The sequence below is a fragment of the Nostoc sp. UCD121 genome, assembly GCF_014222285.1.
In the GTDB taxonomy this organism is placed as follows: Bacteria; Cyanobacteriota; Cyanobacteriia; order Cyanobacteriales; family Nostocaceae; genus Nostoc.
Map to the genome: position 1 here is coordinate 1 of NZ_JACKZS010000195.1, position 14611 is coordinate 14611.

Genomic DNA, 14611 nt, shown 5'->3' on the forward strand with positions numbered 1-14611 from the left:
TAGCGTAACCCAACATAAAATTTGGTGGTAATGTTGGGTTGCGTTTCACTCCACCCAACCTACATAAATATATCTTTTAAAAAACTATAGGTTTCAACATAGATGAGGCTTAGGTTTAATTTAAGTACCTATGCAAACAATAGTCAAAACCATGATTTTCAGTTAGAGGTTATTTGAAAAGTGTTTTACTATGACTTTAGGCACTTTAGAAGAATCTAAAACTTTTGATACCGACAAAAAGACTTTTCAAACATTCTCTTATAGGCAATTCATAGATTACCCTTGCGGTATATACTTTGACACAAGTGATTTTTTATCGCGCGAAATAAGGATTATCACGACTAAAGTTCTTACTACAAACTTTAATTTATTTACGCCTAGCTACTTACTAATGACTAATATCTGGTAACAAAATTGTGATATGCACTCTAAGCATCTGTGTGGTTTTAAAGTTTACTCTGTGAGATTTTGCCAGTAATCAGAGCCAAAGTTAAAACAAATAAATATTCTAACTACTGAATCTTGTCTTCTGTCTATAGTTATAAATACTGGAGGCTAGTGTTAAATTTACTTAAGTGATAAAATTATTGAATTATTCCAAAAATAAATTTTATATTTATATTAATATGTCTGTAAAGGTATCAAATTAACCAAACTAAGGAGTTAGCCATAAAGATGCTCCAAAGTATGGTTTGCCTGAGAAGCTCACTGCCTCAAATACTAATAAATCTAGCGGCAGGTATTCATACCTCACCCAAGCTCTGAATGGTCAGTAAATTAATAAGTAGTATACGCCACATGAGCCAGAACCCTCTAGTTAGAAAAAAACTTCGGAGTCGCTTTGAGACTGTCAAACTGCTGGAAAGCGGGGGTTCAGGTAATACTTACTTGTTAGCAGGTGCTAGACGTAACAGGCAGCAATACTCTCTCGCCAGAAAAACACTTCGTAATCGCTTTGAAATTATCAAACACTTAGGAAGCGGAGGCTCAGGTGATACATACTTAGCCGTAGACCTAGATTTACCAGGACAACCCCATTGTGTGGTCAAACATTTCCAACCAAAAGATTCCAATCCTGCCGTTCTACCCATTGCTAAAAAGTTATTTGATCGAGAAGCGGAAGTTTTATACCAGCTAGGCAATGACCACGATCAAATTCCTAGGCTGTTTGCCCATTTTGATGAAGATGGAGATTTCTATTTAGTCCAGGAATTTATTGATGGTCATGCGTTAACCCAAGAAATTTTATCAGGTCAGCGTCTGAGTGAGAGTGCAGTCTTAAGTTTATTAAAAGACATCCTGGAAGTGTTGGCATTCGTCCATAAAAATAACATTATTCATCGGGATATTAAGCCCCAAAATTTGATGCGGCGGCACTCCGATCAGAAAATTGTGCTAATTGACTTTGGGAGTATTAAGAAAATTGGTGCTTTGGGAGCAGGTTTAACAATTGCCGTTGGGACTCCTGGTTATATGCCAAGCGAACAGGCTAAAGGAAAGCCAAAGCTTTGCAGTGATATCTATGCAGTAGGAATGATAGGCATTCAAGCTTTGACAGGTTTAATTCCTGAGCAAATAAAAGAAGATCCTAATACTGGAGAAGTTCTCTGGCGCGATCAGGTAGAGGTAAGTGATGTTCTGGCAAATATTTTAGATACAATGGTTCGCGATCGCTACAACCAGCGTTATCAGTCTGCCGCAGAAGCTTTGCAAGCACTTAATTCTGCTCTACCATTGCCACAGTCATCAGAATCTGCTGGCATCAACCAAAATGCTGATGATACTTATTTGCTAAATTATAGAAACTTTCTTCTGCTTCTAGGAATAGGGCTTGGTGCTACTACTAGTTTTATAGTATTAATTTTAATCTATACATTTATTAATACAGGTGCATCGTCTCCAAACAAACCTACTCAATTAAATAATTTTATAGAAAAATTGGTTGAGCAACGATTTACTAATGCCAATGTGAATAGCCTAACAGCCAAATCAGCAGCTAAAAAAGGAGTCTGTAAAAACAATTGCAGCATTGCAAAAACTACTAAAAAGCAAATTGAATCTCATGATAGCAGTCCACTTTGATTTCTGTTCGCGCAGCGTGGTGTAGCCATATTTATTTGTGTGGTGTGCGTAGCGCAAGCGCGATAGGTCTAGCTTCACAAAATTCAAATATGAGTCCATACATTAGAAAAAGTTAATAATCTGGCAGCAATCATAAAAATACCTATTAACTAGCTATTACGTATTTAATTTAAATCTAAATATTCTCAAAATTATTCTAAGATAAGTACTTAGAGATTCCTGTAAGATCAATACAATAAACGATATTTAAAAATATGGATAATACAAATCAAAAAAAAGCTTTAATTAACAGCGAAATTGCCCTCTTTCTTAGAGGTTTGATTATTGGTAAAGTGTTGACACTTATGGTTATTGGTGGGCTACTTTGGTGGTTACTAAAGCCGAATTTATTGTCCCGTAACAACGTTAACTCTTCTCCTAATCAAAATTTCAAGACCGTCTCTAACACCGCATCCAGTTTTCAGACAGTTGCAGATGTCCCCACTGCCTCATTTAACTACGGAGGAAGTACAGCTTGGGCATCTATTCGGCAATTGGTAGATTCTCAGATCCAGAGCGATCGCCCGGAACTACAATTACGTTATGTAGACCCTGTTAATGCTAGCCCTGGTTCTAGCTCAGGTATTCGGATGTTGCTTGATGGGAAACTAGACTTTGCTCAGTCTTCTCGTCCGCTTACAGATGAGGAACAAGCTATGGCAAAAGCGCGAGGCTTTACTCTTGAGCAACGTCAGGTAGGTATAGATGGAATAGCAGTGGTAGTCAACCCATCCCTGAAAGTGTCAGGTTTAACTGTTGACCAATTGCAGCAGATTTATTTGGGGAAAATTACTAACTGGAATCAAGTAGGTGGGCCAAACTTACCCATCACACCTTTATCTCAACGACCAGAGGACGCAGATACAGTAATATTTCCTAGCAACAGCGATTTGAAAGGGCAAACACTTGGTTCGAATGTGCAATATGTCTACTCTACTACAGAAGCAGTGCGCCAACTCAGTAAAATCCCTGGTGGTGTCTATTACGGTTCTGCCCGTTCAGTAGTGCCTCAATGTAGTGTGAAAGCTTTGCCATTGGGTCAGACTACTGGTCAGCTAATCCCCCCCTATCGGGAACCGATGGTGTCGTCTGAGCAATGTCCGCGTCAGCGCAACCAGCTAAATACTGAGGCTATCAAAAATGGCAGGTATCCCATGATTGCTAATTTGTTTGTAATTATTAAGCAGAATAAAGGTCGCGAACAGCAGATTGGGGATGCATACAGCAAACTTTTATTAACCGATCAGGGACAAAGAGCAATTGAGCAAGCTGGTTTCGTCAGTGTTGACTAGTAGATTTGGATGACAATTAAACCCCCAGAAGGGGGTTTCTAGCATCAACTCTTTAATCGACTGCTCAAAAGAAAATACTCTTCATTCAGATCCCCGGCTTATTAAAGAAGTTGAGAGTTTAAGAGAACCGATGTCTACGGTGGTAAACTACGCACCATTCACTGCTTGTTCAATATCGATGTATTTATCATCTGAGTTGAAAATATTTACATTCACTCGACAGCATAAGAAGTAAATTGGCGTTTAAAAGGAGAATGAAACCCAATCACAATATCAGAACGGGGTAGACCTAACTCAACCAATCGTTCAGCAACAGACTCTTCTGTACCATTATACTGAATCCATATTTTCTCATTTTGAATATCAAAATGCATGACCGGGCCAAACACCCGCTTATCTCCTTGCCAGCCAACATAAGCTAGTTGATAATGGTCATTTTCATTGTCTAAAATTAATTGTGAATTTACTGTATCGGTATTAGATGCTATTTGTTGATGTTCGCTCAATACTTGTTTGATAAGTTGTCGATAGCGTTCTATTTTATCCATAGTCGAATTTCCTCACATCTTGGGTCGTAAACTATCAACTTAACTTGGTAACGATGAAGAGTGCGTTGGACAAAAGAAAGTTGAAAAAAGTCTTGATATGTTTCAATAGGAACTGCTAGGTAAAGCACTCTGTCTGCTTCTTGTTCTTCAATAGCTTGGCAGTAATTTAGATATTGTCCTAATGCAGTATGAAATTCACTGATATCTGAAATCTGCAATAAAACTCTTAATTTCAACAGCTATTTTCTCTGTATTACGTTCTGCGGCGATGGCATTTTCAGCCGCTAAGTCTATTTGTAGTTTAATTGCTTCACTAATACGAATTGTAAAAGGATCGTGAGTAATTATCCACCCATCCTTAATTAATGCTTTTTTAACCTATTGATGGAAAACATCTTTAGCCATGTTGCTATCTCTAGATTAGGCCAGATTAACCTAAAATGATATCGTTGCTCTATGGAATACTTTCCCCAAAAGGGTTGTCGTTCGCGCAGCGTGTCGTAGACAAGACATCGCACTCTCCATTATTCTGCATTGCGGCGGCAAGTTTTTCTAAATTCTCCCGCACAGTTACACTACGAAGATGATTTACACCCCAGACTCGTTCACAAATATCTAAAGCTTGCAAATAAAGCGGTTCTGCCTCGCTGTAACGTCCAGTTTCACGATAAATTTCTGCCAAATTATTGAGACTTTCAGCAACATTGGGATGATTTTCTCCTAATAGGTGCTTATCAAGTTCTAAGGCTTTTATACATAAGGGTTCCGCTTCATTGTAACGCCCTTGCTCCCTGTACATAAAACCAAGAGCATAGATAGTATCTGCTAAAAGCGGATGCGCCTCTTGCAATAAACGTTCCTTGAGTTCTAATGATTCCAAAAACAAAGATTCTGCTTGATCGTAGCGTCCTTGAGCGCGGTATATCAATCCTAAATTGTGCAAATCTGTTGCAACATCAGGATTCTCTTCTCCCAAAAATCGCTTATCTAATTCTATCGCTTGTTGCGACAAAGGTTCAGCTTCACTGTAACGTCCTTGATGATAATAAAGTAAAGCTAAATTATTCAGTATAAGAGCGAAAGAAAGATGATTTTCACCAACTAACCGTTTTTCAAGTTCTAATGATTGCAGATATAAAGGTTCTGCTTCATCATAACGTCCTTGTTCATCATATAGTAATGCCAAATTGTTCAAACTGACGGCGACATCCGCATGGTTTTCTCCCCACAGACGTTTCCTCAGTTCCAAAGCTTGTTGATATAGAAGTTCCGCTTTAGCATATTGTCCAGTAGATTTGTAAAGTCCCGCCAAATTATTCAGGCTAGTAGCAAAAGAGGGATGATTGCCTCCTAGCAGGCGTTTCCTTAGTTCTAAAGCTTGTTTATATAAGGGTTCGGCTTCACTGTACTGTCCTGTTGCACGATAGATTCCGGCTAAATTATTGAGGCTATTAGCTAAATCTATCTGCAAACCTAATTCATTTTGTAGCTCACTCGCCTGTCGCCAATATTTAATTGCTAATTCCTGTTCTTCTTGATAATTTTGAGATTCACCCCGATCTAATCTGCTGTGATAAATATCGCCTAATCTTGAGTATAAAGTAGCCAAGGTGGGGTCTTTAGTTCCCCTTTCTTGTTCTACTTTCTCGATTAACCTTTGTAAATCTTGAATGGGTAAGAAAAAGCGATTAGTTTCATTAGTATCTGTGCTAGCTAATTCTGTATCTCGAAAAACAAAACGGATATTTTCTAATTCTTTACCAGGAATAGCATTTGTTTTTTGAGATTCAAACCGAAATACACCATTACGCCAACTCCAAAAATCAGGTGCTTTTTTAATTAGGTTAACTAAAATTTGGTTAGTTACCCAAAGCACGATCGCAAATGGAAATTCGCGTAATCCTTCCCTCGTCCATTGTAAGTAACCAAAAAATTTCTCTTGTTCTGATTGCTCATTTCCCAACCTGAGAAAATACAATTGTTCAGCACCCGTGACAGTAATCACCGCCAGGTTTTGCTGACGGAGATATTCTTCTTGTTGTACCAGTTGGTTAAGAGCAGCTTTCAGGCTTGGTTCTTGACGTGCTAAAGTTACTCGATATGCACGCAAGGCGGGTTGTAGTTCAGCTTCATAGTGAGCAATAATCTCATCACGAAAGCTAGCATCATCACAAACTGCAATCAGTAAATTTAATCCCCTTTTTTGAGCTTCAATAGAAACAATTAAATCATCATACGCATCTTGATTTTCTCCTTCATCATCTAATAAATCTTCATTTAACATTAATCGCTCCCTGTCTTTTCAAGCTTTCGATAATAATTGGATGAACATCGTACCAAGTTTCATCAGTGCGATATTCTAGAACATATAGCCCATGTAACAAATCCAAAAACTCTGCTTGTTTCGGGTCATTGGGCATAAATTGTTCATACACACTCTGCAAAATATCGATATCAGTTTTTCCTAACCGTATCGAAAAATCATTACGAATTTTATTGATTGCTTGCAGAAGAATTTTATCATCAATAATAACCTCGGCTGAGGGGTTTCGCCGGATAGTTCGCAAACAAATGCGGCAGCATTCCTTAGAAATCCGAATTAATTCTCGCAATACGCCACCACTGTAAATTACGATTTTTTCAGCCGTTTCTGCTGCGATTAATTCACTAGGAATCCGTTTTTGTAAAACTTCACCGAGAATCTTGGTTGCTTCCGGGCGAGGTTGAGCATTTGGAAAGCGATTTTTACCTTTATCAAATATTTTTAAGACAGGCATTGCCACAACTTGGTCGTTGGTTTCAGTGGCAATTATTGTGCTAATAAATGTTTCTCGAAGGACTGCGATCGGAATGGTGTAGATAATTTGAAAGTTAGGCTGACAAAGGGCTTTAATGTTGTCTCGATAAATTTCGTTCACTCTGCCTAAGTCAAGTTTATCTAAATCATCAATAATTACTAAAACATTTTGTTTAGTGGCAGCTTGAATTAAAGCGGCAATTTCATTAATTCTGGCCACTAAATCTGATAACTTGCGTTCAAATTCTTGCTTAATTTCATCCCGAACGCTAGCATCAGCTTTTAATTTAGAGCTAATCAATTTTAAGAGGTCAAAACCTATACTTACTTCTGCTTGCAAATTAGATTCTTCAGTGCGAGTACGGGTAGCAAACCACTTATAAAGAGCTTCTTTTGTCGATTGCGGAATATCAACTCGGCGGGCTTCTGCCTCCGTCATTAAATTAACTGCGATCGCAAACAGTATATTAATATGATTAACAGCCGACATTTCAATTTTGTCGGCAATAGAAAAGAGAACTACAAAATATTTATCTTGAATTTGTCGGCTAAATTCAGCTAACAAAGTAGACTTACCACATCCTCGATGTCCTGTAAAGACAATTTTGCCATCTCCATTAGGGCTATCTTCCACTAATTGGTTCAGGTCTGCAATCAAATCATCACCATATTCGACTCTAAATCTTTCCATTTCGTTCCGTTCCATCAACGGAAACAGTTCGAGATTGCTGTATGCTTCTTGAAAGGAGTTTAATAAGTCTTCAGACATTGGATAGTGCCGTAAACGTGCTAACTATTCATATAATGGCTCATGATTTTTGAAGTAGAAATTTAGCTAATTACAATTTTCTTATCTCTGTAAATAAATGACTACTAGGTGATACTGTCTTATGTTTTCAAAGAGGATACTTTACCTTCCCCAATCCCAACCAATAAACAAGTAATAGAGGTGAATAGAAATAACAATGAATGATAGATTATACATTCGATAATTTAAACTGAATGATAGATTATACAGATAACATCCTGAAAGCTACTTAACACATAAATAAAATAAAATTTTCAGTTATAAAAATAAATTTTTAGTGTGCTTCATCTCATCCCCCTTTAGCCTATGTAATAGTAGCTGTTGTTACTATTAGTTAGTAGTCTGCCAAGGAATAATTGACGAATACATTCTTTGTAGAGACAGCGATTTATCGCGTCTCTCTAAGAGGATGTTTTAAAAGTCCTTTTGTTGGTAGCAAAACGTTCTAGATCCCCCTAAATCCCCCTTAAGAAGGGGGACTTTGATTCCGGTTCTCCCCTTTTTAAGGGGGCTAGGGGGGATCATTAAGTGCCTAAAATCACAGTCAAATACTTTTAAAACATACTCTAACGTGTCAATTTTTTAGACGCGATTTATCGCGTCTCTACATGAGGGCTTTCTGGCTATCCCAAGTGTATTGGGGTATCTCACTGGGTCGAGAACTGCTATATCACCTCTATATGAAAGCTCCGCGACTTCAAAACCAGCTTTTGTGACTTCAAAACCAGCTTTTGTGACTTCAAAACCAGCTTTTGTGACTTCAAAACCTGCTTTTGCGACTTCAAAACCTGCTTTTGTGACTTCAAAACCTGCTTTTGTGACTTCAAAACCTGCTTTTGTAACTTCAAAACCAGCTTTTCTCAACAAATTTCAGCAAATATACCCGCATCTATCTAGTTGCCTAATGCCATCCAATGCTTTTATTTTTCTGTAACTTCACTGTGGCTAGTCCATCGGCTTGTTGCGTACCTTAATGATATATAAATAACTCAGTGTGTAGAATCGGGGTTATTTATAAATTAATCCAAACAGGAAAACTATATGCCGCAACGGAAACGAAACTCCATGTCACTAACCAAAGCTGAACGACGGATTGAAGGAATGCAGACAATTAACCCTCAGTTAGACTTTAGTAATGGGTTTTCAATTGCTACTTACAACACTAAAGTAATTGAGTTACGAGATAAGCTAGCCGCTTATAATCAAGCACAAACAATAGTAGATAAGACACACAATGCATTAATAGAAGCAGAACGAGAGTTGAATACTTATTCTGAGTATATGCTGCTGAATGTTGCATCTCGCTATGGCAAAAATAGTGATGAATATGAAATGGCTGGTGGAACACGCAGGTCAGACCGCAAGAAACCACGCCCAGTAGTAAACCAAACAGTGACATCTGTGAAGTAATTGTTTGGACTCGCCGCTTCTTTAAATAAGGTGCGTTGACCTTTGTGACAACGCACCATTAAAATTAATATAAAGCTAATCAAACTCTTTTTTACAAAAAAGCCCTAATGCTACAAACCCCATCTAAATCGATCACTTTAGATGAGTTTCTCAAGCTACCAGAAACAGAACCTGCTAGCGAATATATTGATGGGCAAATCATCCAGAAACCAATGCCACAGGGTAAGCACAGCACAATTCAAACCGAGTTTTCTACTACTGTCAACGTAATTCTTAAACCGCAACAGATTGCAAGAGCATTTTCAGAGTTACGTTGCACATTTGATGGACGCTCAATAATTCCAGATGTATCTGTGTTTACTTGGGGTAGAATTCCCCGTGACGAAAAAGGCGAGGTTGCTAATACCTTTTTAATAGCTCCTGACTGGACAATTGAGATTCTCTCACCTGACCAAAGTCAAACAAAAGTCACCAAAAATATTTTGCGTTGCCTCAATTTTGGCACTCAAATGGGTTGGTTAATTGACCCAAATGAGCAAACAGTGTTTGTTTATCTTCCCAAGCAGCAACCAGAAGTATTTGATGAACCACAGCAAAAACTTCCTGTTCCATCTTTTGCTAATGAGCTAAATCTGAGCGTTGCGTCTGTTTTTGGGTGGTTATTAGAGTAAATACAGTATGTAGCGATTCTCGTTCACGTGAGGTACACCCGTAGGGGCAATTCATGAATTGCCCCTACAGCTTGCGATATAATTTTGTACCGCATCTGAGTAGGAACCGCTATAACGAAATGAATCCAAGCATTTGTGATGGGTAATGTTGGGTTGACTTTTTTAAAAAGTCGGGAATGCCGTAAAATTAATTGAGTCGAACAACTGTTCGGTTTTGCAACCTACCAAGCTATCCGACTCGGTTTTATATTCGGAGGTTGTCGCCTTCCTCGCTGGTTCAGGTCTGGACTCCCTGATGTACGCTCGATAAATTCCCATTTATCAACTCTGACTTTGGGGAGTACTCACGCCACAGCCACCGCCACCACGCGAAAACCAACATTGTTGTTACGATTCGCGCGCGCGTTACTATTGCGATTGGCAGAACGGCAATTCCTGGCATTGTTGATCCAACTACCGCCACGCAGCAGCTAAAATCGACCTGCCCCATGCTCAAACTCTCAAACTAAGTGAGAAATTTGATTAAATGTAGTGTATAATAGTTTTGATATCAATACACCAATTTCTGAAAAAAAAATTTTTGATCCGCCTGTGGCGGCGAGTGGAAAAGAAGGGAAAAGAAAAAGAAGTGTAGAGGGCAAAAGGGGAAGAGGGTAAAGAGCAAGGAATCCTCACGCCACAGCCACCGCCACCACGCGAAAACCAACATTGCTGAGACGACTCGCGCGCGCGGCACTATTGCGAACGGCAGAACGGCAATCCCAGGCATCGAAGAGCCAACCACCGCCACGCAGCAGCTTCATGTTATTATCGCTACCAATCAACCACGGAATACCATTTGTTGGTGCGTCTATGTAATTACTATTATATACATCTTCACACCATTCCCATACATTACCATGCATATCGTATAAACCGAAAGAATTAGGCGGAAATTTTCCTACATCTATTGTTTGATCACGATCTTCGCCCTTTGGTGCAGAGCCGTAAGGATTGTTACCGTCGTAGTTAACTAAATCTGTAGTAATCGTTTCACCAAAATAAAACGGTGTAGTTGTTCCCGCACGGCAAGCATATTCCCATTCCGCTTCACTGGGTAGCCTGTAGGTTTTTCCTATCTTCTGACTCAACTTTTCACAAAACTCTACCGCCTCATCCCAAATAACTTGTTCTACAGGTCGTTTCTCACCTTTGAAGTTAGAAGGGTTACTGCCCATAATGGCTTGATACTGTGCCTGGGTAACTGCATATTTCCCCATGAAGAACTTAGGAACTGTTACTTGATGCAGTGGACTTTCATTATCTTGTCGTTGCGCTTCTCGTTCCGGTGAACCCATCGTAAAGGTTCCCCCTGGTATCTGCACCATTTCCAGGGTGATACCATTTCCTAAATCTTCTTCAAAATATTTCGCTTCCTGATTACGGCGGTTGGTGATATTTCCTTTTGCATTTACCGTAACCACTTCAAATTGAAAAGTTTTTAAAGGATTTTTTTCAACTATAGAGATTCCCTTAGTGGAATTTTCAATAATAGGACGAGGTTGTGGTGAAGATGGTTCTTGAGGTTCCCACCGCAACCTTTCAATTCTTTTAATTGCTTTGATTGCATCCGTATCTCGCCCTGAAGCCCCAGCTAGTACCCGAATCCATAATTGCTCTGCTAAATCTAAATTTTTGTTTACTTCTGCTTGGTAAGCATCAATTTTCAACGTGGCGATATCCGCTAGAGTTGCGTACTTTGGCACAAGTATTAGGTGAGATTTATTTAGAGGTTCAGCAATGACATAAGGTGTTTGCCTCGCATGTTTATGCTCACTAACAATTTCCGGCACGCGAGACTGGAGATACTGATTTAACCGCTCAACGGTGGCGCATTGACCTTGAATTCCTAACCCTTCCAGTAGTGCAGTAGTAAAAGCACCTTGTTTTAAAGCGTCAATTTCATAAGAATACTCCTGTGGGCTACAGGAAAATATGCTGATAACTCCTTGTTGACGTGCTTCTTCTGCCGTTTGTCGCCCAATTCCTTCGCCAGCACGAGTACCTAGACTACGACAAGCATCCAGAATTAGAACAACATTGTCAGCACCACAGCGACGTAAACGTTCAGCAACGAAGTTAATAGGAATTGCCGTTTCTTCAATGTCTGCTGGATTGCCATCACAGGGCATGAGATAATCACGGTCAGCGTGTCTTATCCCATGCCCACTGAAGAAGAACCAAAAGTTATCCCCTGCTTCCATGAAGGGTTTGTTGAATAATTCCAGGAAGACTTGACGCAAATTTGCGCGATTTGGGCGAGTTGATTTTCCGCCAACATCAGGAGAGTCATCAGAGAAGAAGAATATCCGCTCAAATCCGGCTTCATTGCCCAGAAATTCCTGCATTAACAGTGCATCCCGCTTGGCATAGTTTAGCGGTTGCAGATAATCATACTGGTTAATACCGATCGCGATCGCCCAATTTTTTGCCATCTCACACTTGTTCTTGGCGCTTAAACTTCAGCTTAATCGCTCCTTTACTCCCAGCTTTGACACCACTGCCAATTAATTTAACTTCCCCATCTGCACTAATTTCTACCGATAGCTCGATTTCATCTAGCTGCATCTTGGAGTTAACTTTTGCTTGCTGTTCAGCTTGACTAAACAAACTTCCCACAAGTTTGAGAAAGTGAGTCATATTTTGCTCTAATGTTTGAGCGCTAACCTTAACGGCATCTCCTACCCCTTTGCTACCAGTGCTTTCCCTGATAGTTTCTTCTCCCCAACTGCGTGTATTAGTACTCCCGCCTTTAGCACCATCAGGAATCGATATTTGCGGCACTTCATCCGTCACAATCCAAATGCCGTCGTTTTGGGGGGTTTCTGACATATTACTTTAAATATTTAGATTAAATTGTCCCACAAATATAGATACAACGGTAGAGACAGCGATTCCGATTACTACGAAATCTCACTGAATATCTCTATCCCACCTCACCCTACTTTGCGAATCTCCGCGTTTCCCTAGACAAGAGACGCGATAAATCGCCGTCTCTACAATATCAGTCGTTTTGTAGAGACGGCGATTCATCGCGTATTGGTGATGAATTATCGCATCTTTAGCAATCTAGAATTTTCATCAAAAAACCTTAACCGAACCGTATTGCCTCCAATTACAGCAAGTTTTGTCCAACCAACTTGACATGAAACACCAAAAACATAACCCCTCTCCGGCACCGGAAAGGGGTTAATCACTGCCGAAACTATATTGTACAGACGCGATTCATCACGTCTCATTCAGCAATCTCTAATAAGCATCTTGCAACTCGTAGAAATCGGGCGATATGTAATCCTTCCGCAAAGGCCAACCCACCCAATCTTCCGGCATCAAAATCCGCTTGAGATTTGGGTGTCCTTCGTAGATAATGCCGTACATATCGTAAGACTCGCGCTCTTGCCAATCTGCGGTCTTCCAAATCCAGTACACAGAAGGCACTACAGGGTTTTCCCGTGGTAAGAACACCTTAACTCGAACTTCTTCGGGGCGATCGCTATTATCACCGACTTTAATCAAGTGATACATACTCACTAATTCTTGTCCTGGGCCAAGGTCAATACCACCTTGACACTGGAGATAATTAAACCCATAGGCATAAAGGGCTGTAGCGGTAGGAAGCAAGAAATCTGCCGCCACCTTAATTATCTCTACACCATTTTTATCTGGTGCTAAAAACTCATGGTCAAAACCATTTTCCGTCAACCACTGGGAAACTTTACCCGCTTGTACCAATGCTTCTTCTTTCGCTGCTGGTACTGGTTTAGATTCTTCTTCAGCCACGGGTTTGTTCCTCCTTTTGCGCCTTTTCTGTCAGCAGTGCAGGTGGTATTGGCATACCAATCGCCTCAGCCAATTCCTTCGGTGGTGCATAGCGAGTTTCTGACTGCAAATACTTACCAGTTAATATTTCATCTACTGGCTTCAGGTTATGAGTCGTGCTGTAATAGCGGTGAGTTTGCTTAATTTTATCCCGCTCTTGCATCGATTCATTGGAGATTTTCTTCCGCAGCTTAATGATTGCGTCGATAATTGCTTCGGGACGGGGAGGACAACCAGGCAAGTACACATCCACAGGAATCAGTTTATCGACTCCGCGCACTGCTGTGGGGGAATCAACGCTGAACATCCCGCCAGTAATTGTGCAAGCACCCATCGCAATTACATACTTCGGCTCTGGCATTTGTTCATAAAGGCGCACCAGTTGAGGAGCCATCTTCATCGTGATAGTCCCTGCCGTAATAATTAAATCGGCTTGGCGGGGGCTAGAACGGGGAATTAGTCCAAAACGGTCAAAGTCAAATCGGGAACCAATTAAAGCTGCAAACTCAATAAAGCAGCAAGCAGTACCAAACAGCAACGGCCACAGGCTAGAAAGCCGCGCCCAGTCGTAGAGGTCATCAACCGTCGTCAAAATGACGTTTTCTGAAAGGTCTTGAGTGATTGTAGTCCGCTCAATGGGGTTGATGATTCGCTGTTTGTCCTGAGTTGTTAAATTAGAATTCAAGACCATTCCAAAGCTCCTTTACGCCACGCGTAAACTAAAGCGACTACAAGAATTGCAATAAAGACTAGCGCTTCAATAAAAGCCAATAGCCCCAAACGGTGGAAAGCTACTGCCCAAGGATACAAGAATACAGTCTCCACATCAAAGACGACGAAGACTAGAGCAAACATGTAGTAGCGGATGTTGAACTGAATCCAGGCTCCCCCGATGGGTTCCATACCAGATTCATAAGTAGTGCGACGTTCTGGGCTGTAACTACTGGGTCGTAGGAGCTTGGAAGCTGAGAGCGCTAAGGCAGGTACTAGGCTACAGATTATGAAGAAGCCTAGAAGGTACTCGTAACCGCTGAGGACAAACACAATGAGTATCTACCGCTTATGGAGTATTTTAAGTGAGGAGTGGGGAGTGGGGAGATGAGGCA

The 14611-nt window shown here is 40.3% G+C and carries 15 protein-coding genes and 1 pseudogene; 4 read left to right on the forward strand and 12 right to left on the reverse strand.

All coding sequences use genetic code 11. The annotated features are described in order from the left end of the window. The first annotated feature begins 798 nt into the window (after positions 1–798). Both GNF10_RS28700 and GNF10_RS28705 read left to right on the forward strand, forming a co-directional pair. A complete protein-coding gene (locus GNF10_RS28700; RefSeq protein ID WP_260446227.1) occupies positions 799–2082 on the forward strand; it encodes a serine/threonine-protein kinase in 1284 nt (427 codons plus the stop codon). 254 nt (positions 2083–2336) lie between these two features. Further along, entirely contained in the window at positions 2337–3413 is a 1077-nt protein-coding gene (locus GNF10_RS28705; protein ID WP_185581884.1) for a PstS family phosphate ABC transporter substrate-binding protein, read from the forward strand. Positions 3414–3625: 212 nt separating this feature from the next. Here GNF10_RS28705 and GNF10_RS28710 read toward each other — a convergent pair whose 3' ends face one another. The 5 genes and pseudogenes from GNF10_RS28710 to GNF10_RS28730 all read right to left on the reverse strand — a co-directional run bounded on the left by GNF10_RS28710 (position 3626) and on the right by GNF10_RS28730 (position 8430). Continuing rightward, a complete protein-coding gene (locus GNF10_RS28710; protein WP_185581885.1) occupies positions 3626–3961 on the reverse strand; it encodes a XisI protein in 336 nt (111 codons plus the stop codon). After that, positions 3949–4324, reverse strand: a pseudogene (locus GNF10_RS28715) (element excision factor XisH family protein). Before GNF10_RS28715 ends, GNF10_RS28710 begins: the two are co-directional and overlap by 13 nt. A 91-nt stretch (positions 4325–4415) precedes the next feature. Beyond that, positions 4416–6245: a tetratricopeptide repeat protein gene (locus tag GNF10_RS28720; RefSeq protein ID WP_185581886.1), complete on the reverse strand. Its 1830-nt coding sequence runs from the start codon at positions 6243–6245 to the stop codon at positions 4416–4418. Continuing rightward, a complete protein-coding gene (locus GNF10_RS28725) occupies positions 6235–7527 on the reverse strand; it encodes an ATP-binding protein (RefSeq protein ID WP_185581887.1) in 1293 nt (430 codons plus the stop codon). Before GNF10_RS28725 ends, GNF10_RS28720 begins: the two co-directional genes overlap by 11 nt. 621 nt (positions 7528–8148) lie before the next feature. After that, positions 8149–8430 carry a hypothetical protein gene (locus GNF10_RS28730; protein WP_185583673.1) on the reverse strand — a complete coding sequence of 94 codons (282 nt, stop codon included), beginning with the start codon at positions 8428–8430 and terminating at the stop codon, positions 8149–8151. Between the two features lie 177 nt (positions 8431–8607). Here GNF10_RS28730 and GNF10_RS28735 point away from each other — a divergent pair, with 177 nt between their 5' ends. Beyond that, a complete protein-coding gene (locus GNF10_RS28735) occupies positions 8608–8976 on the forward strand; it encodes a hypothetical protein (protein ID WP_185583675.1) in 369 nt (122 codons plus the stop codon). A gap of 107 nt (positions 8977–9083) precedes the next feature. Then, a complete protein-coding gene (locus tag GNF10_RS28740; protein WP_185583677.1) occupies positions 9084–9647 on the forward strand; it encodes a Uma2 family endonuclease in 564 nt (187 codons plus the stop codon). A 344-nt stretch (positions 9648–9991) separates the two neighbouring features. On the opposite strand, the gene GNF10_RS28745 is transcribed toward GNF10_RS28740, so the two are convergent. The 7 genes from GNF10_RS28745 to ndhC form a co-directional block, all read right to left on the reverse strand. Continuing rightward, the gene (locus GNF10_RS28745) at positions 9992–10117 is read right to left on the reverse strand and encodes an SUMF1/EgtB/PvdO family nonheme iron enzyme (protein ID WP_185583687.1); all 126 of its coding nucleotides are present in this window, start codon (positions 10115–10117) and stop codon (positions 9992–9994) included. Between the two features lie 201 nt (positions 10118–10318). Further along, positions 10319–12121 (reverse strand): SUMF1/EgtB/PvdO family nonheme iron enzyme, encoded by a 1803-nt coding sequence (locus GNF10_RS28750; protein WP_185583679.1) that lies wholly within the window; start codon positions 12119–12121, stop codon positions 10319–10321. Position 12122: 1 nt separating this feature from the next. Then, the gene (locus GNF10_RS28755; protein ID WP_185583681.1) at positions 12123–12518 is read right to left on the reverse strand and encodes a hypothetical protein; all 396 of its coding nucleotides are present in this window, start codon (positions 12516–12518) and stop codon (positions 12123–12125) included. A 218-nt stretch (positions 12519–12736) separates the two neighbouring features. Further along, on the reverse strand, positions 12737–12925 hold the full coding sequence (locus GNF10_RS28760) for a hypothetical protein (protein WP_185583683.1): 189 nt from the start codon (positions 12923–12925) through the stop codon (positions 12737–12739). Between the two features lie 10 nt (positions 12926–12935). Further along, the gene (locus GNF10_RS28765) at positions 12936–13466 is read right to left on the reverse strand and encodes an NAD(P)H-quinone oxidoreductase subunit J (protein ID WP_099103180.1); all 531 of its coding nucleotides are present in this window, start codon (positions 13464–13466) and stop codon (positions 12936–12938) included. Next, complete coding sequence (ndhK, locus tag GNF10_RS28770) at positions 13459–14196, reverse strand: photosynthetic/respiratory NAD(P)H-quinone oxidoreductase subunit K (RefSeq protein ID WP_185583685.1); 738 nt, start codon at positions 14194–14196, stop codon at positions 13459–13461. The genes GNF10_RS28765 and ndhK overlap by 8 nt, the downstream gene beginning before the upstream one ends. Next, positions 14187–14549, reverse strand: a complete 363-nt coding sequence (ndhC, locus tag GNF10_RS28775; RefSeq protein WP_104908259.1) for a photosynthetic/respiratory NAD(P)H-quinone oxidoreductase subunit C — start codon at positions 14547–14549, stop codon at positions 14187–14189. Before ndhC ends, ndhK begins: the two co-directional genes overlap by 10 nt. Between the last annotated feature and the right edge of the window lie 62 nt (positions 14550–14611).